The organism is Streptomyces caeruleatus (genome assembly GCF_001514235.1).
Classification (GTDB): Bacteria; Actinomycetota; Actinomycetes; order Streptomycetales; family Streptomycetaceae; genus Streptomyces; species Streptomyces caeruleatus.
This window is the reverse complement of sequence record NZ_KQ948929.1, coordinates 78,111-99,970: the sequence shown is the minus strand read 5'-3', so window position 1 is coordinate 99,970 and position 21,860 is coordinate 78,111. Positions and strand designations below refer to the sequence as shown.

Annotated in this window: 9 protein-coding genes; 6 read left to right on the top strand and 3 right to left on the bottom strand. The window is 72.1% G+C overall.

Annotation, left to right across the window (positions count from 1 at the left end):
• Positions 1 to 5 precede the first annotated feature (5 nt).
• Positions 6 to 3,083: a non-ribosomal peptide synthetase gene (locus AQJ67_RS18760; protein ID WP_062720158.1), complete on the bottom strand. Its 3,078-nt coding sequence runs from the start codon at positions 3,081 to 3,083 to the stop codon at positions 6 to 8.
• A 3-nt stretch (positions 3,084 to 3,086) separates the two neighbouring features.
• Positions 3,087 to 3,392 carry a phosphopantetheine-binding protein gene (locus tag AQJ67_RS18755; protein WP_159058792.1) on the bottom strand — a complete coding sequence of 102 codons (306 nt, stop codon included), beginning with the start codon at positions 3,390 to 3,392 and terminating at the stop codon, positions 3,087 to 3,089.
• A gap of 306 nt (positions 3,393 to 3,698) precedes the next feature.
• Between AQJ67_RS18755 and AQJ67_RS18750 the strand changes: the two genes are divergently transcribed.
• The 4 genes from AQJ67_RS18750 to AQJ67_RS18735 are packed head-to-tail and all read left to right on the top strand — an operon-like array spanning position 3,699 to position 15,420.
• On the top strand, positions 3,699 to 6,908 hold the full coding sequence (locus AQJ67_RS18750; RefSeq protein WP_159058791.1) for a non-ribosomal peptide synthetase: 3,210 nt from the start codon (positions 3,699 to 3,701) through the stop codon (positions 6,906 to 6,908).
• Positions 6,909 to 6,928: 20 nt separating this feature from the next.
• The gene (locus tag AQJ67_RS18745) at positions 6,929 to 13,945 is read left to right on the top strand and encodes a non-ribosomal peptide synthetase (RefSeq protein WP_062720155.1); all 7,017 of its coding nucleotides are present in this window, start codon (positions 6,929 to 6,931) and stop codon (positions 13,943 to 13,945) included.
• Between the two features lie 43 nt (positions 13,946 to 13,988).
• Positions 13,989 to 14,198, top strand: a complete 210-nt coding sequence (locus AQJ67_RS18740; RefSeq protein WP_062720154.1) for an MbtH family protein — start codon at positions 13,989 to 13,991, stop codon at positions 14,196 to 14,198.
• Positions 14,188 to 15,420 (top strand): cytochrome P450, encoded by a 1,233-nt coding sequence (locus AQJ67_RS18735; RefSeq protein ID WP_062720153.1) that lies wholly within the window; start codon positions 14,188 to 14,190, stop codon positions 15,418 to 15,420. The genes AQJ67_RS18740 and AQJ67_RS18735 overlap by 11 nt, the downstream gene beginning before the upstream one ends.
• Before the next feature lie 53 nt (positions 15,421 to 15,473).
• Here AQJ67_RS18735 and AQJ67_RS18730 read toward each other — a convergent pair whose 3' ends face one another.
• Positions 15,474 to 17,861, bottom strand: a complete 2,388-nt coding sequence (locus AQJ67_RS18730; RefSeq protein WP_062720152.1) for a non-ribosomal peptide synthetase — start codon at positions 17,859 to 17,861, stop codon at positions 15,474 to 15,476.
• 341 nt (positions 17,862 to 18,202) lie between these two features.
• On the opposite strand from AQJ67_RS18730, the gene AQJ67_RS18725 reads away from it, so the two are divergent.
• Together AQJ67_RS18725 and AQJ67_RS18720 are read left to right on the top strand one after the other, a co-directional pair.
• Positions 18,203 to 19,402 carry a MalY/PatB family protein gene (locus AQJ67_RS18725; protein ID WP_062720151.1) on the top strand — a complete coding sequence of 400 codons (1,200 nt, stop codon included), beginning with the start codon at positions 18,203 to 18,205 and terminating at the stop codon, positions 19,400 to 19,402.
• 198 nt (positions 19,403 to 19,600) lie between these two features.
• Positions 19,601 to 21,529 carry a B12-binding domain-containing radical SAM protein gene (locus AQJ67_RS18720; protein WP_079056031.1) on the top strand — a complete coding sequence of 643 codons (1,929 nt, stop codon included), beginning with the start codon at positions 19,601 to 19,603 and terminating at the stop codon, positions 21,527 to 21,529.
• Positions 21,530 to 21,860: the final 331 nt, after the last annotated feature.

Sequence of the window (21,860 nt, the reverse complement as noted above, 5' to 3'; positions counted from 1 at the left end):
TCGGGTCATGACTGCGCCGGGCGCTGGTCGAGCGCGGCGGCCAGCCGCCTGGGGGTGGAGTTGCGGAAGACGTCCCGCAGGCGGACGTCGGGGAAGTTCGCCTCGCGCAGGGCGCTGATGAGCAGGACCGCCTGCACCGATGTGCCGCCGAGGTCGAAGAAGTTGTCGTCCGCGCCGACGGGCACACCCAGGACCTCCTGCCAGGTCGCGGCCATGGCCGCCCAGGGGCCGTCGGCTTCGGCCGGCCGTGCGTCCCGGCCGACGGCGGGCACGGCCGGCGCCGGGTCGGGCAGCCGGGCGGTGTCCAGCTTGCCGTTCGGGGTCAGGGGCAGTTCGGGCACCGGGGTGAGGGTGGCGGGCAGCGCATGGCCGGGCAGCCGGTCGGCGAGCCGGTGGCGGATGTCGTCGAGCGCGTCCGGACGGTCGGTGACGACATACGCGTCCACGCGTGCGGTGTCCGGTCCGCCGGGGGTGCGCACCACACAGGCGGCGGCCCGCACGCGCGCGTCCTCCAGCAGGGAGTGCCGGATCTCGCCGGGCTCGATGCGGTGTCCGCGGATCTTGACCTGTTCGTCGAGCCGGCCCAGGTACTCCAGCCGGCCGTCGGGCAGGAAGCGGCCCAGGTCGCCGCTGCGGTAGAGGCGCCGGCCGGGCAGGACCGGCAGGCCGTCCAGGAACCGCTCGGCGTTCAGCTCCGGCCGGTCCAGGTACCCCTGGGTGACACCGGCACCGCCGACGTGGATCTCACCGGGCACACCCGGGGGGACCGGGCGTCCGCGATCGTCCAGGACGTGGATGTCCCAGCCGGGGAGGGGCCGTCCGATGGAGCGGCTGCCGCGCCGTGCCTCGGCGCGGTCGACGGTGTGCCAGGTGCAGAAGACGGTGGTTTCCGTGATCCCGTACATGTTGACGGCGCGGCAGACGTCCTCGGGATAGCGGTCCATCCAGGGCAGCAGGATGCCGCGGTCCAGGGCCTCGCCGCCGAAGATGAGCAGCCGTACCGCGAGGCCGCCGTCCTGGAAGGCGCGGGTGTTCACGAGTTGGGCGAACGCGGACGGCGTCTGGTTGAGGACGGTCACGCCCTCGGCGCACAGCAGGGCGTGGAAGGCCTCGGCGTCACGTGAGACGTCGTAGGGGACGACGACGAGCCGGCCGCCGGTCAGCAGGCAGCCCCAGATCTCCCAGACGGAGAAGTCGAAGGCCAGGGAATGGAAGTACGACCAGACGTCGTCCGGTCCCGGTGCGTACTCCTGCTCCGTGGCGGCGAGCAGTGCCACCACGTTGCGGTGGCTGACCAGGACACCTTTGGGCCGGCCGGTGGAGCCCGAGGTGTGGATCACGTAGGCCGTGGTGTCGGGGGGCACCGAGGGCAGCGGCCGGTTCGGGTTCTCGGGCTCGGCGTCCACCGGGACCACGCGCAGCCCCTGCGTCCCGGACAGCAGTCCTTCCTGGGTGATGACGGTGCGCAGGGCGGTGTCCTCGACGACGAAGGCGAGACGCTGCGGCGGATAGTCCGGGTCGAGGGGCACATAGGCCGCTCCGGCGCGCAGCACGGCGAGGACGGCCGCCACCTGGCCGGTGCCGCGGTCCAGGCAGACGCCGACTCGGTCGCCGGGCCGCACCCCCGCCTCGCCCAGCGCGACGGCCAGGGCCCTGGAGCGCTCATCGAGTTCGCGGTAGGTGAGGCGGTCCGCGCCGCAGACGACAGCGATGCTGTCGGCGACGGTGGCGGCCTGCTGTTCGAACAGCTCGGTCAGGGTGCGGGCGGGTACGTCGAGCTGCGCGCCGCGCCCGGTGTCGAGCCCTGCGAGTACTTCCGGGTCGGGCAGCGTGGCCACGGCACCGAGCAGCCGTTGCGGCGTCTGTGTGAACTCGCCGAGCACATGGAGCAGTTGCCGGAAGAAGAGGGCGGCGGCCGAGTCGTCGACCAGGGCGCGCTGGTGCCGCAGCAGCATCCGGATCCCGCCCTGCCGGTCGGGCTGCTGGTAGAGGCCGACCGTGAGCGGGAAGTGGGCCGTGCCGAGTCCCTGGTCCTGCTGCGGTACGGCGGTCAGCTCGCCGTCGGACAGGTGCGGCAGGGCGTCGATGGCGGCCAGCACCACCTGTGGTGTGGCGCCGGCGGACGAGGGCCAGACGGCGGACAGGGGCACGTCCGCCTCGCGGTACGCCCGCATTCCGCGCCGGTGCACGGCGCGCAGGAAGTCCGACACGGTGGTCGCGTCGTCGAGGCCGACGGGCACCGGGGTGGTGGTGTTGAAGTACCCGACCGTGGTGGCGTGGGCGGCCGGGCGGCGGGAGACGGTGGTACCGACGACCGGTTGGGAGCAGCCGGAGTTGCGGCCGATGACGAACCCCGCGGCGGCCAGCACCACCGAGTGGGCCGTGATGCCGAGGCCGGCGCTCAGTCGCCGGATGCCGTCGTGCAGCGCGGCGGGGATGAGGGCCTCGGCGACTCCGCCGGTCGGCTCGTCCTGGGCCGGGGGGCCGTCCGGTGTGGCCCAGTCGAGGGAGGGCGCGCAGTCCGCGGCGGCGAGTTCGGCACGGATCGCGGCGGCGTCGGCGGTGCGGGCGCTCTGCCGGTCGCGGGCGGTCGCGGCCCAGTCGGCGAAGGCGGGACCGGACGCGCAGGGCTCGTCGGTCAGCAGCCCGCGGGCGATCAGTGCCAGGGAGTGCCCGTCGACGACCAAGTGGTGCGCCACGAGCAGGAGGTCGGCGGTGTCCGGCCGGTACTGGATCAGGACGACCCGCAGCAGCGGGCCCTCGGTCAGGTCCAGCGGGACGCGCAGTTCGTCGCGCACCCGTTGCCGGGCCGCCGTACCGTCCGGGTCGGTGTCGAGTGCGACGCACCGCAGGTGCGGTCGGTCGGGCACCTCCTCCAGTAACCAGGAGGCTCCGTCCTGGACCACCCTGACGGCGAGCACGGGGTGGGCGGCGGTGAGTCGCTCCAGTCTCCGGGCGAGGCGGTCGGGATCGACAGGACCGGTGATCCGGTAGACCGCGTTCACGAGATACGTGGCGGGGTCGTCGGTGGCGTGGTCGGCGGTGTAGAGGTCGATCTGGTTGGGTGCCAGTTCCCAGCCCATGGGTCAGCTCCCCGGGGTGTCGGTGGTGAGCAGACGGGCTATCGCCGCGGCCCCGTCCGCCTCGAGCACGTCGAGGTACTCGACCTCACGCCCCGTCAGTTCGTACAGACGGGTGGTCAGCAGGACCGCGCGGAACGAGTCGCCACCGTTCTCCAGAAATCCGGTGCCGGTATCGGCATCAGGGCCCAGGATCTCGCTCCAAAGACTCTCCGCCAGGTCCACGGCCGCACCGGCGGAGGCGCCAGACGGGTGTAAATTCGATTCCACTGAGAAGTCCCCCGAATTCCATTGGTCCGAATTCTTCGTCACGTGTGTAAAGGTGACGGAAAATTTCCCGGGCCGGCCAGGCGCCTGTCGCTGGTCGCCGCCTCAACTGCCCATAATCTCAAGGACCTACAGATTGAATGCCCGGGCCACGTTACAGTGCCATCCATTAATGATCAATGTGACGCACGTCACGTAGTTAATGTCCAATTGTGCACGGAAATCCTCCGATGCGCCCCGGGGGAAGTCAATCGATCTTCTTCCTTGACACCCGAAAACGGATCTTCCTAGGGTGGCTCTGTTAATTCGTCATGCGGATATGAGGCGGGGGCTCTCCGAATGTCTGACGACGTGGCATTAGAGAATGCGATCAGTCCGGCCAGTGCCGAACAGACACGATTCTTCCTGCTCGACCAACAGGGCGGCCGGGCGACCCTTCTCCATCACATCCGCGTCGACGGACCGGTCGACCCCGACCGTTTGACGGCGGCCGTCCGGTCGGTCGTCGTCGCCCAGCCGGCACTGCGGACGTCCCTGCACCCCACTGCCGACGGCCTGTTGCGGCGACTGCACACCGCCGAGGAAGTCGACATCGCGACCGAACGGTCCGCGGACGCGGACGACACGGCGCTGGCGGCGCGCATCGCCGAGACCGGTGCCCCGTTCGTCCACGGGCACGGGCCGCTGTGCCGGATCCGTGTCCTCGTCACCGCGGACGGCGCCCACTGCCTGGTGGGGATCCATCACGCGGTGTTCGACGAGGAGTCGGCCGCCGTCCTGTTGCGGCTGCTCGCCGACGCCTACGCCGGCACACCGCCACGGCAGGCCGACGACCGCAGACCGGCACCGGGCGCCCACCGCGTGGCGGCGCTGGAGGCCTTCTGGTCCCGGGAACTCGACAACTGCCCCGCGCACACCGCACTGCCCCGGATCGCGTCCGCCGAACCACCCGGCCACGCCACGGTGATCCGGCCCGTCCCGGCGGCCCTGAGCGCGGCGCTGCACCGGCGCGCCCGAGCGACGGGGGCGACCGTGTTCGCCCAACTCCTCGCCGCCGTAGGGGTGGTGGCCGGGTGGTACAGCGGCAGCGACGACGTCGTGCTCGCCACCGTCGCCACCACCCGGACCAAGGCCGAACAGGATGTCATCGGCTGTCTCCAGAACACCCTGCCGGTCCGCCTTCGGCTGGCCGGGGCCGACACCGCGTCCGTGTGCGACCTCGCCGCCGACGCCCTCTTCGACGCGCTGGACCACGCCGAGCTGCCTGTGGAGGACATCCTGCGGGTGAGCCGGGCCGAGCGCAGCCCGGGACGCAAACCCCTGACCGGCATCATCTGCACCCAGACCTCCGCGCCCGCCCAGCTCACCGCGAGCGGCCTGGTCTGGCAGCTCACCCCACCTTCCGCGGCGGCGGGGGAGTACCCGCTCGCCGTGACCCTGCACCGGGCCCCCGACGGCGGCGACGGTCTGAGCGTCGAGTACGACCGCTCCCAACTTCCCACGAGCGCCGCCGAATCATTCGCCGAGCACCTGTTACGCGCCCTCCGCACCCTCACCACCGAACCGGCCGTCCCGCTCACCCGGCTGCGACTGACCGACGAGGGCGGCGCCGGGGCCGGCAAAGCCGCCGACGAGGGCCACCCGCAGACCGGCACCGGCGCGGGGGCGAGCGACCCCGCAGCCGTTACGAAGGTCGGCACGGAACCGCCCCCGAAGACCCCCCGGGCCGTCCCCGACCACGTCGCCGAGCACGCCCGGCGCACCCCCGAGGCAACCGCGCTCGTGTACGGCGGTGCACAGGTCGGCTACGCCGAACTGGACCACCGGGTGGAGAAACTGGCCGCCGCCCTGATCGAGGCCGGGGTACGGCCGGGTGACCGGGTCGCCGTGCGGCTGGCGCGCACCCCCGATCTGCTGGTGGCACTGCTCGCGGTCTGGCGGGCGGGCGCCGCCTATGTGCCGCTCGACCCCGACTACCCCGCCGGACGGCTCCGGCTGATGATCGAGGACGCCCAGCCGTCCGCGATCATCGGCCCACCGGTCCCCGGCACCGACGCCGGGGCCGCGACACCGGTGGTCCTCGCACCGGACGCGGCTGCCCCGGTGCCCGAGCGATGGCCGCGGATCCGCCCCGAGGACCCCGCCTACGTCATCTACACGTCAGGGTCGACCGGCAGGCCCAAGGGCGTGATCGTCCGCCACGAGAACCTGTCCGCGCTCTTCGCCGCCTTCGACCGGGAGTTGTCCGGCCCGCCCGCGGTCACTGTCGCGGCCACCAGCGTCTCTTTCGACATCAGCGCACTGGAGCTGTACTGGCCGCTCACCGCCGGCCGAGCCGTCCTCCTCACCGGGCACCGCGAGGTCGCCGGGCAGGACATACCCACTGGCGCCCTCTACCAGTGCACCCCCACGGTGGCGCGGATCCTGGCCGACGACCCGAACGGGCGCCGCCTGCTGGGCCGGCTGGGCACCCTGCTGGTAGGCGGTGAACAGCTCCCACGCGACCTGGCCGACCGGCTGGACACACTGGTCCCCGGCGAGGTGCTCAACTGCTACGGCCCGACCGAGACCACGGTGTGGTCGACCGTCTGGCGGATACGGCCGGACGTACCCGTGCACATCGGCCACCCCCTGGGGGGCGAGGAGTGCCTGGTGGTCGATCCCCACGACCGGCCACTGCCGCCCGGCGTGCCGGGCCGGCTGCTCGTCCTCGGAGCCGGCGTCGGCTCCGGCTACTGGCACCGGCCCGACCTGACCGCCGACCGGTTCCGGGAGTACGACGGCCGCGCCGGGTACGACACCGGCGACCTCGCGGTTCTCGACCCCGAGCACGGCCTGCGGTTCCTCGGCCGTGCCGACGGCCAGGTGAAGATCCTCGGGCAACGGATCGAACTCGCTGAGATCGAGAGCGTGCTGCGCGCCCATCCGGCCGTCCGCGACGCCCTCGTCACCGTCGCCGCCGACGGCGCCACGGTCACCGCGTGTCTCGTCCCCGCGAGCGGCGCCCCGGACCCGGGCGCCCCCGTGCCCATGCCACCGGAACAGGCGGAGGAGATACGGCGGTACGCGGCCGCCTCCCTCGTACCGGCGATGGTGCCCGCCGTGTGGCTGCTCGTCCGGGAACTGCCGCAGCTGCCCAACGGCAAGCTGGACCGGGCCACCGCGGGCGGCTGGGCGGCGCGCGCGATGTCCTCCCGGCCCAGTCCGCCGGACCCGGAACCCGCCGGGCGGGCCCTGGACGCCGTGCGCCGGGCCTGGGAACGCGTCCTCGGTGCTCCCGTCGCCGACCTGGACACCACCTTCTTCGACCTCGGCGGCACCTCCGCCGGACTCCTGCGGGTGCTCGTCCTGCTGGCGGACCGGTATCCGCAGCTGACCGCCGCCGAACTCTTCCGTCACACCACCGTCCGCGGCCTGGCCCGGCGGCTCGACGCTCCACCGGACGGCGCGGACACCCCGGAGGCCCGCCCGGCCCGGCCACCCGCCCGGGGCGCCTCCCGGGCCAGGGCCCTGGGCGAATGGCGCCGACGGACCGAACGATCCCAGCAGCGACACCCGTGACGACGAAGGGGCGATGATCAGTGAGCACCCATCAGGCGGGCCACGCGCAGGCACCGATGGCCACCCTGCCGCCGACCGCCGTCGCGGCCACACCGCACCAGCAACAGCTCTACGTCACCCACGAGCTGACACCGGATCACACAGCCCACGAGCTGCGGTTGACCGTCACCTTCGAGGGCACCACCGACACCACGCGGCTGCGGTCCGCCGTGGCCGCGTGCGTCCGGCGCCACGACGCGCTGCGCACCCGCTTCACCTTCGAGGGCACCACCCTGGTGCAGTCGGTGACCGGCGAACCGCCGTCGTCGTGGGCGCAGCCGGACGCGGCCTTCGACCCGGAGCGGGGACCGCTGCTGCGGGCCGCCGTGGAACCCGCCGGCCGCACCGGCCTCCGGCTGACGCTGACCCTGCATCGCATGGTCGCCGACGAACGCTCCTTGGACCTTCTCCTCGACGACCTCCTGGCCGCGTGGCAGGCCCAGGACAGACCGGGAGCGGCACATCCGCCCGCCTCGCCCGCACCGCAGTTCACCGAGTACGCCGCGGCCGCCGCCGACGGCCCCGTCGCCGCGGCCGCTGACGCCGAGGACCGCACCTCGCCGCGGCTTCCGGGCGTCCTTCCCGGCCGGGCCACCACCCACCGGTTGCGCCTTCCGGAGTCGGACGTCACGGGTCTGCGCGACCTGTGCGCGGCAGCCGGAGCCCACCTCGACGACGGGCTGACGGCCCTCTTGGCCCTGCTGGTCGCCCGGTACGCGGACACCGACGACGTCCTTCTCGCCACCGTCCGCGACGAGCGCGGAACCGCGTTCGCCTCCGCCGTCGGCCCGTTCACCATTCCCCTGACCGTCCACGCGGACCTGACCGGGGACCCGGACTTCCCCACCGTACTCGGACGGCTCAGCCACCTTGTCCCTCACGGCGCCGGGGCCGACTGGTGGGACGAACAGCCGCCGCTCCCTGTCGCCTTCGAGTCGCGCGCGCGGCACACCGGCGTGCGGGAGCTGCCGGACGGGGTCGTCGTCACCCGCCAGGACACTCCCGCGCCGCACCCCCACGCGCTGCGGCTGACCGTCACGCCGGACGGGGCGGCGCGCTTCGAGGCCGCCTGGCCCCACTGGCTGACCGAGCAGTTCGCCCGGCACTACGCCCAGCTCCTCACCGAGGTCGTTCGCAGCCCGGGCGACCCGGTGCACACCCTCGCGGTGCCCGCCGCCGGGCCGACGGCCCACGCGGCGCCGGAGGCGAGCGAGGAGACCGTCCTCGACCGGTTCGCCCGTCACGCCGCCGACCGGCCCGACGCCGTCGCGGTCCGCCACGGCAGTGACCAGCTCACCTACGCCGAGCTCGACCGCCGCTCCAACCGGCTCGCCCGGCACCTGAGGCAGCTCGGCGTGGGCCCCGAGGTCCTGGTCGGCCTGAGCGCCGAACGGTCCCCGGACCTGGTCGTGGCGATCCTGGGCATCCAGAAGGCCGGCGGTGCCTACGTCCCGCTGGACCCGGCCTACCCGGACGCCCGGCTGTCCTTCATCGTGCGGGACACCGCGCTGACCCATGTACTGCTCGACGGGCGTCCGGGCGCCTGGCTGGACGGCTTCACCGGCACCGTGGTCTCGCTCCGGGACGACGCGGCCGCCATCGTCGCGCACCCGGCCGAGGCCCCGGACCACCGGGTCCGCCCGGACGACCTGGCGTACGTCATCCACACCTCCGGTTCCACGGGAGAACCCAAGGGCACTCTCATCCCGCACCGCAACGTCGCCCGGCTGTTCACCGCGACCGGGCACTGGTTCGGGTTCGGCCCCGACGACGTCTGGACCCTGTTCCATTCCTACGCCTTCGACTTCTCGGTGTGGGAGCTGTGGGGTGCCCTGGTCCACGGCGGCCGGCTCGTCGTCGTCCCGTACGAGACCAGTCGGGACCCCGGTGCGTTTCTGCGGCTGCTGGGCGCCGAAGGCGTCACCGTCCTCAATCAGACCCCGTCGGCGTTCGCCGTGCTGATGCGCGAGGATGACCGCGCGGACGTCGCCGTACCGGCCCTCAGATACGTGGTGTTCGGCGGCGAGGCGCTGGAGCCGAGAACGCTGCGCCCGTGGTTCGCACGGCATCCCGACGGACCGCGCCTGGTGAACATGTACGGCATCACCGAGACGACCGTCCATGTCACCTACCGGCCGATCTCGCCGCAGGACGCCGAGGAGGGCACCGGCAGCGTCATCGGCGTCGCCATCCCGGACCTCGCGCTGGACGTCCTCGACCACCGGGGCCGCCCGGTGCCCGACGGGGTCACCGGCGAGCTGTACGTACGTGGGGCCGGACTCGCCCGTGGCTATCTCGGCCGCCCGGAGCTGACCGCGGCCCGTTTCGTCACGCTGCCCGGCGGCCGGGCCTATCGCACCGGCGACCTGGTACGGCGGCTGCCCGGCGGGGAGCTGGAGTACTGCGGCCGGGCCGACGACCAGATGAAGATCCGGGGCTTCCGGATCGAGCCCGGAGAGGTGGAGGCGGCACTCGTCGGGCATCCGGACGTACGGGAGGCCCTGGTGTCGGCCGTTGACGACGGCCGGGACGGCGGCCCGCGGCTCGTGGCCCACGTCGTCTCCGAACGGGCCGGCCTGGGCGCCTCTGAGCTGCGGGACCACCTCCTCGACGCGCTGCCTCCCCACATGGTTCCGGCAGCCTTCGTGGTGCTCGACCGCTTCCCGCTCACCGTCAACGGCAAGGTCGACAGGCGTCGGCTGCCCGCTCCGTCCCGCGCGGCGGACGCGCCGGTCACCGCTTCGGCCAACCGGCCGGAAGAAATCCTCGTCCAGGTCTGGAGCGAGGTGCTCGGCCATGAGCGGGTGGGCACCGACGAGAACTACTTCCTGCTGGGCGGCGACTCGATCCGCACCATCGCCCTGCTGAGCCGGGCCCGGGAGAGAGGGCTGGACTTCCGGCTCCAGGACCTCCTGCGGTACCAGACCATCCGGGACCTGGCCCCGCACACCTCCCTCGTCGCCCCCGGCAGCGGGGGCACCCGGTACCGGCCGCTGTCGCTGCTGACCGCCGAGGACCGGGCCGCGCTGCCCGCCGACGTCGAGGACGCCTTCCCGCTCTCCCAGCTGCAGGCCGGCATGCTTTACCACAGCGGGCTGGACGCGGCCGAGCGGATCTACCACAACGTCTGCGGATACCACATCCGGGCCGCCTGGTCCGAGGATGCCTGGCGCACCGCCGTGGACTCGATGGTGGCCGACCACCAGATTCTGCGGGTCTCCTTCCACCTGGAGGGTTTCGGCGAACCGCTCCAGCTGGTGCACCGCCGCACAACGGCCCCGGTCTCCTTCGAGGACCTGCGCCATCTGGACGAGGCCGGTCGACGAACCGCCCTGGACAAGCGGTTCACCACCGAGAAGCAGACCCCGTTCTCCTGGGAACAGGCCCCGCTGATCCGGTTCCACGCGCAGCGGCTGACCGACCACACCTTCCAGTTGTGGGTCACGGAGCACCACGCGATCCTCGACGGCTGGAGCGAACGCTCGCTGATCACCGAGCTGTTCGACCGCTATCTGCGGTGCGTCGACGGCTCCGGGGCATCCAGGATCGTGTTCCCTGAACCGCCCGCAGCCCGTTTCGGCGCGTTCGTCGCGGAGGAACGCGCCGCCGTGGCCGACGAGGAGCACCGTGCCTTCTGGGCGGAGCACCTGGCCGACTGCGAGTTCACGGCGCTGCCCCGGCTGCGGCCCGCGACCGGGCGGCCCGACATGCGCATCGTCCCCGTGGAGCTGCCGCAGGACGAGGCGTCGGCACTGACCGAGTGCGCCGAACGGCTCGGGGTGCCCGTGCGTACCCTTCTGCTCGCCGCCCACCTGCGCGTGGTCTCCCTGCTCACCGGAAGCCCGGACGTCGTCACCGGCGTCGTCTACAACGGCCGTACCGAGGACCGCGACGGCGACCGGGTGCTGGGCATGTTCCTCAACACCCTGCCCTTCAGGACCCGGCTGACCGGAGGCACCTGGGACGACCTGGTGACCGCCGTCAACCGCACCGACATCGCCGTACAGCCGCACCGGCGCTTCCCCATGCCGGAGATCATGCGGGCCGTCGGCGGCCGGGAGCTGTTCGAGAGTTTCTTCAACTTCACCCGCTTCCACGTCTACCGCTCGGTCCTGGACAGGGCGGCCGAACTGGAGGTGCTCGACGAGCGGCGCGTCACCAACACCAGCATCCCGTTCGGCGCCGAGTTCTCCCAGGACCTCACCTCGGCCGCGGTACGACTGCATCTGCGCTACGACGCCGACCGGTTCACCGACGAGCAGGTGGCCGAGATCGGCGGCTACTACCGGCGGACGCTCACCGCGCTGGCCACCGCTCCCGGGGACCGGTACGAACACACCGTGCTGCTCTCCGAGACGGAACTGCGCCGACTCGACCGGTGGCACGGCGATCCCGTACCCCGGGACGGCAACCGCCTCTTCCCGGCGCTGTTCGAGGACCGGGCGCGGGAGCGGCCGCACGCACCGGCCGTCGTCGACGGCCGCGCCAAGCTCGGCTACGCGGAGCTGAACTCCCGGGCCAACCGGCTGGCCAGGGAACTGCTCGCCCGCGGCGCGGGCCCCGGCCGCATCGTCGCGCTCGCCCTGCCCCGCTCAGCCGAACTGCTCGTGGCCCTGGTGGCGGTGCTGAAGACCGGCGCCGCCTACCTGCCCATCGATCCGCAGTACCCGCGGGAACGGATCACCCTGCTGTTGACGGACGCCCGTCCGACGCTCCTGGTGACCACCACCGGGACGGACCGTGCCCTGCCCGCGGCCGACGTCCCGCGGCTCGTCCTGGACGACCCCGCGGTCCACCAGGCCGGCCGGCCCGACAGTGATGTCACCGACGCCGAGCGTCCGCGCCCGCTGAGCCCGGCCGACCCGGCGTACGTCATCTACACGTCCGGGTCCACCGGGCGGCCCAAGGGCGTGGTCGTCTCGCACGCCAACATGGCCGACCTGCTGGCCTGGCTGGCCGGCTTCCTCGGCACGGAGGGGCTCGCCCAGGTGCAGGCCACCACCTCGGTCAGCTTCGACGTCTCCGTCTTCGAGGTCTTCGGCCCGCTCGCCACGGGCGGCACCGTCCGGATCCACCGGGATCTGCTCGCCCTGGCGGAGGAGGAGACCCTGGCGGCCGGCCCGGTCACCGCGCCGGCCCTGGTCAGCGGGGTCCCCTCGGTCTTCGCCGACCTGGTCCGGCGCCTGGACCCGGCGGTCACCGCGGGAACGGTGGTGCTGGCCGGCGAACAGCTGGGCGCCGCGGTCGCGAACGAGATCGCGGGGGCGTTCCCCGGCGCACGCGTCGTCAACATCTACGGCCCCAGCGAGGCTCCCGTCTACGCCACCGGCTGGCTCGGCGGCGGCCCCTTCGACCAGGCACCCCCGGTGGGCCGCCCGTCCTGGAACACCCGCGCCTACGTTCTCGACCAGGGGCTGTGCCCGGTCCCCGTGGGCGTGCCGGGTGAGCTCTATCTGGGCGGGCCGGGCCTGGCCACCGGATATCTCGGTCGGCCTTCGTTGACCGCGGAGCGCTTCGTCGCCGACCCGCAGGGCGAGCCGGGAGCCCGGATGTACCGCACGGGGGACCTCGTGCGCTGGCTGCCGGACGGCGACCTGGAGTTCCTCGGACGGCTGGACGACCAGGTCAAGATCAACGGCTTCCGGATCGAGCTGGGCGAGGTGGAGGCGGCCCTCCTCCGCCACCCCCACGTCGCCCAGGCGGTCGTCGCGGTCCGTGAGGACCGGCCCGGTGACCGCAGGCTGGTCGGCTACGTCGTCCTGGAACCCGGAGCCGCGACCGACGGCCTGGCACTGCGCCGACACGTCGAGAGCACACTGCCCCGGCACATGGTGCCGATGGTCGTCATCCTGCCGGCCCTGCCCCGCACCCCCAACGGCAAGCTGGACCGGCGGGCGCTGCCGGCGCCGGACCCCGCCGCCGCGGCCGGACGCGAGGAGCGGCCGCCCGGCACCGCCCTGGAGAAGGAGCTGGCCGCCCTCTTCGGCGAGGTTTTGGGCACGACCGGGCCGGCCGGCCGGCCCGGTGCGCACGACAGCTTCTTCGACCTCGGCGGTCACTCACTCCTCGCCTTCCGGTTGCTGGGGCTGCTGCGCTCCCGGTTCGGGGCCCGGTTCGGCATCGACACGCTGTTCCGCACCCCGACGGTCGCCGGTCTGGCCGCCCTCCTCGACGGTCCGGCGCCGCAGGCCGACCCGGACGGTGCGCTGGACGTGCTGCTCCCGCTGCGGCCGCACGGCGGCAGGGAGCCGCTGTTCTGCTTCCACCCCGGCGTCGGGCTCGGCTGGGTGTACTCGGGGCTGCTGCGCCACCTGCATGCCGAGCGCCCGGTCTACGGCCTGCAGTCCCGCGGCCTGGACGACCCGGCCGCCCTGATGCCGGACCTGGCCGCGATGGCCAGGGACCATGTGGCACAGCTGCGCTCCGTCCAACCCCACGGCCCCTACCACCTGTTGGGCTGGTCCATGGGCGGCATCCTCGCCCACGAGGCGGCCCGGCTGCTACGCACCGAGGGCGAGGAGGTCGCCCTGCTGGCGCTGCTCGACTCCTTTCCCCGGCGGCCGGACGCCCGCCCGGTGGACTACGACCAGCCCGAGGCCCTCGCGGAGGTGCTGCACTCGCTCGGCATCCGGCACCCGGACGGCGCGCCCCCGTTCGACCCGGCGGCGGCCCTGCGCGTCCTGGCGGAGCACGGCAGCCCGCTCGGCACGCTGTCGAGCGATCAGCTCGCCTCGGTGGCCGAGGTGTTCACCAACAACCTCAACGCACAGCGGCGGCACGACTCCCGGCCCGTCGACGTGGACGTGCTGTTCTTCGAGGCGATGGAGGACAAGGCGCCGGACCCCGAGCGGCCGGGCGACTGGGCGCCGTACACGAGCGGACGGATCGAGAGTCATCCGATCGCCTGCCGGCACGGTGACATGCTCGCCCCCGGCCCCCTCGCCGACATCGCCGCCGTGCTCGCCCGGCACCTGGACGGCCCGGACCACATCGCGTGAGCGATGCGCGCCGGCATCCTGCCCGACCTGTCAGGAGACACCTGTGAGAAGTCCCTTCGACGCCCCGGCCGACACCGCGGGCCGCTTCCTCGCTCTGGTCAACGACCGGCACGAGTACTCGCTGTGGCCCGCGACGGCGGACGTGCCGGCAGGGTGGTCGGTCGCGTACGGGCCGGCCGCCCGGGCGGACTGCCTGGAGCTGATCGAACGATCCTGGGCGGACGACCTCATCGGGGCATCGCATGACCGCTGACCTCACCGGCACCGTCGGCGGGCCCACGATTCCCTTCCACCTGATCGACCCGGCCGTTCACCCGGACCCGGACGCCTGCGACACCTGGCGCCACCTGCGGGAGGAGCAGCCGGTCGTCCGGTGCGAGACCGGCAACGGCGGCCCGGGGTTCTGGGCGGTCACGCGCTACCGTGACATCGCCGCGGTCTACCGGGACACCGCACGGCTCAGTTCGGAGCAGGGCAACATGCTCGGCACCCTGCTCACCGGCGGGGACTCCGCGGGCGGCCAGATGCTGGTGGTCACCGATCCGCCCCGGCACACCGCCGTGCGCCGCATGCTGATGGGCGCGTTCTCGGCCCGGGCCATGGCCCCGGTCGTGGACGGCGTGAGGACCGCCACCCGCAGCCTGGTGGCGGGCCTGGTGGAGGCCGGCGGGGGCGACTTCGTCGCCGACGTCGCGGCGCAGATCCCGCTCGTCGCGATCTGCGAGCTGCTCGCCGTGCCGCCCTCGGACCGTGCCGCGATGCTGGAGATGACCATGGCCGCGCTGGGCGCGGACGGTTCGCAGGAGTCCCAGGAGGAGGCCGCGCAGGCCCAGCAGGAGATCCTGCTCTACTACGCCGGACTGCTCCCCGGCCGCCGTAAGGCGCCCGGGGAGGACATCGTGAGCCTGCTCGCCACCGAGGAGGCCGACGGTGCCCGGCTCAGCGACGCCGAGGTGCTGCTGAACTGCTACAACATCATCATCGGCGGCGACGAGACGACCCGGCTGTCGTCCGCGGGCGCGGCGCTGGCACTGATGGAGCACCCGGAGCAGTGGGAGCGGCTGCGCAAGGAAGAGGAGCTGCTCGATCCCGCCGTGGAGGAGGTGCTGCGCTGGACGACTCCGGTGACGCACATCGGCCGTACCGCCACGGTGGACATCGAGCTGAGGGACCGTCGGATCACCGCCGGCAGCATCGTCACGCTGTGGAACATCTCGGCGAACCGGGACGCGGAGATCTTCGAGGACCCCTACCGCTTCGACATCTCCCGCACGCCGAACCGGCACCTGACCCTCGGCCACGGCCCGCACTTCTGCCTTGGGGGACCGCTGGCCCGGGTGGAACTGCGAGTCATGCTGGAGGAGTTGCGCGGTCAGGTCGGCGAACTGGAGCCGGCCGGGCCCGTCGAGCGGATGGCCTCCAGTTTCCTGACGGGCGTCAGCCGGCTCCCGGTGCGATGTTCGGCGGGTTCGTGACGGGCCGGTGCGGGCGGCACGCCACGGTGCCGCCCGCCAGTGCGGCCGACCGGTCAGGCGGAGTCGCCGGGCGGCCCGCCGTCCGGGTCGCCCGCGGTGTTCTCCAGATACCCGGCCAGCTCCCGCAGGGTCGGATACCGGTACAGGTCCGCCAGGGTGAAGCCCGGTATCAGCGCCATGGTGCGCATGGCCTTCATCGAGTCGCCGCCGAGCTTGAAGAAGTCGTCGTCCCGGCGCACCGACGCGACGCCCAGAACCTCCTGCCAGACCGCGCCGAGCCGTGCTTCCCAGGGGCCCCGCGGCCGGTCCTCGGCGGGCACCGCGAGGTCCGGTCCGGGCGCGAACGCGGCGGGAAGGGCCTTGCGGTCGATCTTGCCGTTGGGGCTGAGGGGCATCGCCGGCAGCGTGAGCAGGGTGCCGGGGACCATGTGCGGCGGGAGCCGGGACGCCAGGTACTCGCGTACGTCGTCGGCCCGGAAGCCGGCGCTCTCGTGCGGCACGGCGTAGCCGACCAGCACCGGGGAGCCGGTGGCATCGGCCTGTGCCGTCACCACGGCCTCCTTGACCGCCGGGTGGTCGCGCAGCGCCGCCTCGATCTCGGTGAGTTCGACGCGCAGGCCGTGGATCTTCACCTGCAGGTCGACCCGGCCGATCAGCTCGATCAGTCCGCCGGCGTCGAACCGGGCCAGGTCTCCGGTGCGGTAGAGGCGCTCGCTCACAGGCCCGTACGACCACGACAGGAAGCGCTCCGCGGTCCGCTCGGGCTGGTCCAGGTACCCGCGGGCGAGCCCGGTGCCGGCCAGGTACAACTCGCCCGTGACACCGGGCGGTACGGGCCGCAGGGCGTCGTCCAGGATGTACACCCGCTGGTTGGCCATCGGGCGACCGTACGGGATGCTCGTCCAGGCCGGGTCGGTGGCCTCGACCTCGAAGACGGTCGAGTAGATGGACGCCTCCGTGGCGCCGCCGAGGGAGATGAAACGGCACTCGGGTGCGCGGGACCGGATCCGGTCCGGCATCCGCAGGGGAATCCAGTCACCGGCGAGCATCACCAGCCGCAGGTCGCGCAGGGGCACCGGCCGGCCGGCAGACCGCGGATCGGCCCGCTGCTCGTCGGGTGCGGACCGCTCGGCGTGGTCGAGGTGTTCCAGGACCAGCTCCAGCAGCGCCGGCGCGGTGTTCCAGAGGGTGACCCGGTGGCGGGCCGACAGCTCGGCCCAGTGCCCGGGGTCCCTCGTGCGGCCGGCCGAGGGCAGCACCAGGGTGCCCCCGCCGATGGGCACGCCGAGGAATTCGTACACCGACATGTCGAAGCTCGGCGACGACAGGCCCAGGACGCTGTCGCCCGGTCCTACGGCGAAGCGGGCGTTGAGGTCCGCGATGTTGTTCATCACGCCGCGATGGCACAGGGCGATGGGTTTGGGCGTGCCGGTGGAGCCGGACGTGTGCATGACGTAGCAGAGGTTGTCCGGACCGGCCAGGGGATGGGGATCATGGTCGGGCTCGGCGGCCCGTTCGTCGGCCGTGCGGTCAAGGACGATCAGATGGGCTCCGGGTCCCTCTGTCTGCGGGAGGCCGTCGGCGAGATCGCTTCGGCTGATCACGGCCACGCAGGAGACGCCCGTGATCATGGTGGCCACGCGCGCGCTCGGGTAGCCGGGGTCCAGCGGTACGTAGGCGCCGCCCGCCTTGAGCACGCCGAGGATGGCGACCAGGAGATCGGGCGACTGGTCGAGGTACAGGCCGACACGTCGGTCCGGGCCGACGCCGAGTCCGCGCAGCTGGTGGGCCAGCTGGTTGGCGGCCGTGTTGACCTGGCGGAATGTCAGCCGCCGGTCGTCCTGGGCCACGACGACGGCGTCCGGGGTGCGCGCCGCCTGAGCCTCGAACGCCTCGTGCAGACAAGACCGCGGGTGCGGCAGTTGCGTCGCGGTGGCGTTCCACTCGACGAGGATCCGGTGCAGCTCGCTCTCACCGAGGAACTCCAGCTCCGCCAGGGGCACGTCCGGGCGGGCGAGCCCCTCGGCCAGCAGGGCGTGGAAATGGGCGAGCAGCCGCTCGGCCGTGGCGGCGTCGAAGACCGACTGGTCGTAGCGCAGTTCGACCGGCGGCTGACCTGCACCGGCGGCGGGCAGAACGAGCAGTGCCTCGTAGGGGAGGTCGGCCGGCACCGTCGCTCCGATGCTGACGACCGTGCCGACGCGGCCCGCCGCCGGGTACTCCTGCGCCGCCGCGGAGTCCTTGACCAGTGCGCGGAAGGTGGCCTCCCCGGTGACCGTCAGACGGACGGCGGTGTCGTCGGAGCGGTCCCGGCTCAGCCCGAGCTCGACGTGGTTGCGGCCGGTGTACCGGTACAGCAGAGCGGCGAACGCGGCGACGGCCACCCGCTCCCGGGTGGTGCCACAGGTCTTCGCCAGCGCTTCGAGGCCGGCGTCGTACATCGCGGGGACATTCCGGCGCGCCGTTCCCGTGCAGCGCGGCTGGGAACCACCGCTCGTCCGGTCGCCTGGGAGCTGAACGGCATGGAAAGTCAATTCCCCGCCTTCCGTCTGGGATTTCCGGGCGGCGCATGCGCGTATTCGGCATGCGACCGGTCCCTGGCTGACACATTGCCAAGTATATTGCGACAACGACTGGTTGGCGAGATTATCGATCACCTCCGGCCCTCACAAGGTGACGAGCGTCACAATTCATTCGAGAAGTGGGAGCGCAACCTGATGCAATGTCTTTCGGGGTATCGGCTCCGCAGCGGGACATTCCCGAACGGCCGGGAGGTCGCACCATGAACTCCACCGCTTTGTCCGCGCAGTCGGCACTGGATTCTCTCGACATTGGCGAGTTGTCACGCCGGGACGGCGAGAAATGGGCGTACGCCGGAGCGGACGTGCTGGCTTCCTGGGTCGCGGACATGGACTTTCCCACGGCACCCGCGATCAGTGAGGCGGTGGCACGCCGGGCAGCGGGGGACCTCGGCTATCCGACGTGGTTCGACGAGTCGGAGGGTGGTCCGCTCGGCGAGGTGTTCGCCGAGCGCACCCGGCGCCGTTACGGACACCTCCCGGACCCCACCCACGTGCGGCTGTTCACCGACATCAACCAGGCGATGCTGGCCGTCCTCCAGCTGGCCACCGCTCCCGGCGATGCGGTGTTGGTGCACACCCCGGCCTGCCCCCCGTTCGTCGAGGTCATCGAGCGGATCGGGCGCCGGCCGCTGACGGTGCCGATCGAGGACGACGGCACGGGCTGGGGGTTCGATCCGGACCGGATGGAACGCGCCGTCGCGGAGGCGGGGCCAGGCCGGTGCCGCGCCCTGTTCCTGGTGAACCCGCACAACCCCACGGGCCGGGTGCTCAGGCGTGACGAGCTGGAGGCGCTCGCGGAACTGGCGCTCCGTCACGACCTGCTGGTCGTCTCGGACGAGGTGCACGCGGATCTGACCCACGCCCCGCACCGGCACATCCCGTTCGCCTCGCTGGGCCCCGAGGTGGCGGCCCGCACCGTCACCCTGACCTCGGGCAGCAAGGCGTTCAACCTGGCCGGGATCCGCTGCGCGGTCGCCCATGTGGGGCCGAAGGCCGTGCGCGAGGCCGTCGACGCCCGGCGGGGCCTGCTCTTCGGTCAGGTGAGCGTGCTCGCGGTGGAAGCGCTCAAGGCCGCCTGGACCTCGGGCGATTCCTGGCTGGAGGAGGTCATGGCACTGCTCGACCGCAACCGCCACCGGGTGGCCGAGCGGCTGCCCGCGGGAGTGTCCTACCGGATTCCGGAGGCCGGATTCCTCGCCTGGCTGGACTGCCGCCGCCTGGACGTGGGCGACGATCCCATGGCCTTCTTCCGCGACGAGGCCAAGGTGCTGCTGTTCTCCGGCCCGTCCTTCGGCGCGGCGGGAAACGGATTCGTACGCCTCAATTTCGGCACTTCCCTCAAGGTGCTGGACGAAACGCTGGACCGTATGCACACCGCTGTCCGGCGCCTGTCGAAGTGACTGTCTTCTTTGTCCTGTTGACTCGCACCGGGCGCCGCCTAGTAAGGTGACAACAAAGATCACGGGGGTTTTCTTGATTACGCGCACGGTCGACAAACCATGCCAGTCGAACCGATTATCAGGTGCTCCGTGTCGGACCCGCACAACCGGGATCAGACGGCCAACCCAATCAGTGCCGTCTAACGATCCGGAGGGCTGATGACCATTCACACTGTCGAAAGCGTGCAATTCACCGGCGGAAATATACGGGTACATCGGCCGGGGGAGGCGGCGGACCTCGCTTCCTTCCGGCAACTGCGCCACGTACGCCGGGAGAGACTGCTCGACGACCTGGCACGAGGACGCACGGCAGGCCGCTACTTCCCGGTGCTGTCGGTCCTGGCACCCGTCATGACCCAGGCCGAGGGAGAGATCACCTACCCCGGTGACCCGATGTGCCTCTACGCGGCGCTCTGTGTGGCCGTGCACCGCGCCGTCGCCGACGCGGGACCACTGACAGAAGCCACGCACTACACCGACTTCGCCCCCGAATGGACCCGGTTACCGTCCAAGGAGTACCGGCTGGCCGCCGGAGCGGACGGCTACCGGCCGTACGGCAGCGACCCCAACACCGACCAGACGGTGTTCGACCCGCGGGTCTGGGACGACGCGGCCAGAATGCGCTGGATCCGGCTGCTGCGCGAGGTGCGCCCCCGGGTGGTTCTGATCAGTGCGGTCTCCCCCGCACACCGCTACGCGCTGGAGATCGCCTCCCTCGTCAAGAGCGAGCTCCCGGAGGCCTTCGTCATCCTCGGCGGCCGGCACGCGGACGAGACCATCACCTGTACGCCGGACGGCCGAAGGCTCCTCCTCAAGCCCAGCAGCCCCCTGTCCGTCATCCAGGAGGGCAGGGCACCCCGGGTCATCGACGCCGTGGTGACCGGCGAGGCCCAGCACGCGGTGGACCTGCTGATGCGGGCCGTGGCCCTCGCCGTAGACCTCGACCGGCAGTGGGTGGACCGCGAGCGCGTCCTCGGACTCCTCCAGGGGCTGCTCGCCGAGGAGGGACCCGGCCCGGGCCAGGCCCTGGCCGTCCTCGCCTCGGACGACGGCTTCGACGCCGTACCGCTGCGCGGTCGCACGCTCGACCTCGCCGAACTCCCCTCGCCCTACGAGGCGTTCGCGATCCGCTCGCACTTCCCGATCTTCACCGCCCCCGACACCGGCGCGGTCCTGCGCACCGCCCACTTCATGGTGTCCAACGCCTGCCCGTACCGCTGCAACTTCTGCTCGGAGTCGGTGCAGGTGGCGGGCACCCTGAAGCGCTTCAAACACGACCCGATCAGCACGGCGGTCGAGCGGGTCTGCGAGTACGTCCACTACGGCGCCGAGTCCCTCTTCTTCGACGACTCCGTGTTCTGGAGCGGACGTTACCGGGACATCGAGGAGTTCTGCGACGCGCTGGCCGAGCTGCGGGCGCTGGACGCCGAGCGGATCCCCGCCCGCTTCCGGGAGCGGCTCGGCGATCCCGACGACCTCGAACGGCTGCGCGGGCTCCAGTGGGGGGCCCAGCTCACGGTGGACACGCTCGTGGCCCTGCACTCGTCCGAGCAGTCAGCCGGGATCCTGCGGAAGATGAAGGCCGCCGGATGCACCTATGTCTACATGGGCATCGAGAGCATGTCGACGCAGGTCATGGACCACATCCACAAGAACCTCCGCCGGGACGAGACCCGCCCCTGGAAGGCGAAGGTCAGGGAAGCGGCCCGGCTGGTGAAGGAACAGGGGCTGGAACTGGGCACCTCGGTGCTCTTCGGCCTGGACGGAGAGACACGCGCCAGCATCGACGAGACCATCCACGAGGTGGGGCGGCTGATCGACGACGGCTTGATCGACCTCGCCAGCCCCAACATCCTCACCTACCATCCCGCGACCCCGGTCACCGCCCAGCACGGCATGCAGGACCGGCTCGACTACCACTCGCCCCGCGTCGACAACCGGAAGCCCTACATCTACTTCGAGGAGGCCTTCCCCGGGGTGGTGTCGGTCCTTCTCTCAGAGGACGACATCTGGCACATCCACAACGAGACACGTATCCACTGGGGCACCGTCCGCAACGGATCGTCGCCGACCGCTGCGGTCCCGTGATCCTCCGGTTGCACGACGGCGGACACCAGCTGGGCGATGGTCACGCCGGCCGGGGGGCTTCCAGCAGGGCGCCGAGGATCGCTTCGGCGTGGACGTGAGCGGGGACGCCCCACCCCATCGCTACTCCGAACTGCGCCTCGACGCCCTGGCCAAGGGCTGAGCGGCGTGATCACGGGCGGCTCGGGTGCCGTGACCCGTGCTAAAGTGCTCCGTTTGCGGCGTGGCTGTGTCGGTGGTCCATTCGGTGTCCCCGGCTGGTGGCCGCGTCCCCGCCGCGCCTTCCTCGGTACGGTCCCTTCGGAGGAAGGCTTTCTGTGAGCGAATCAGCACG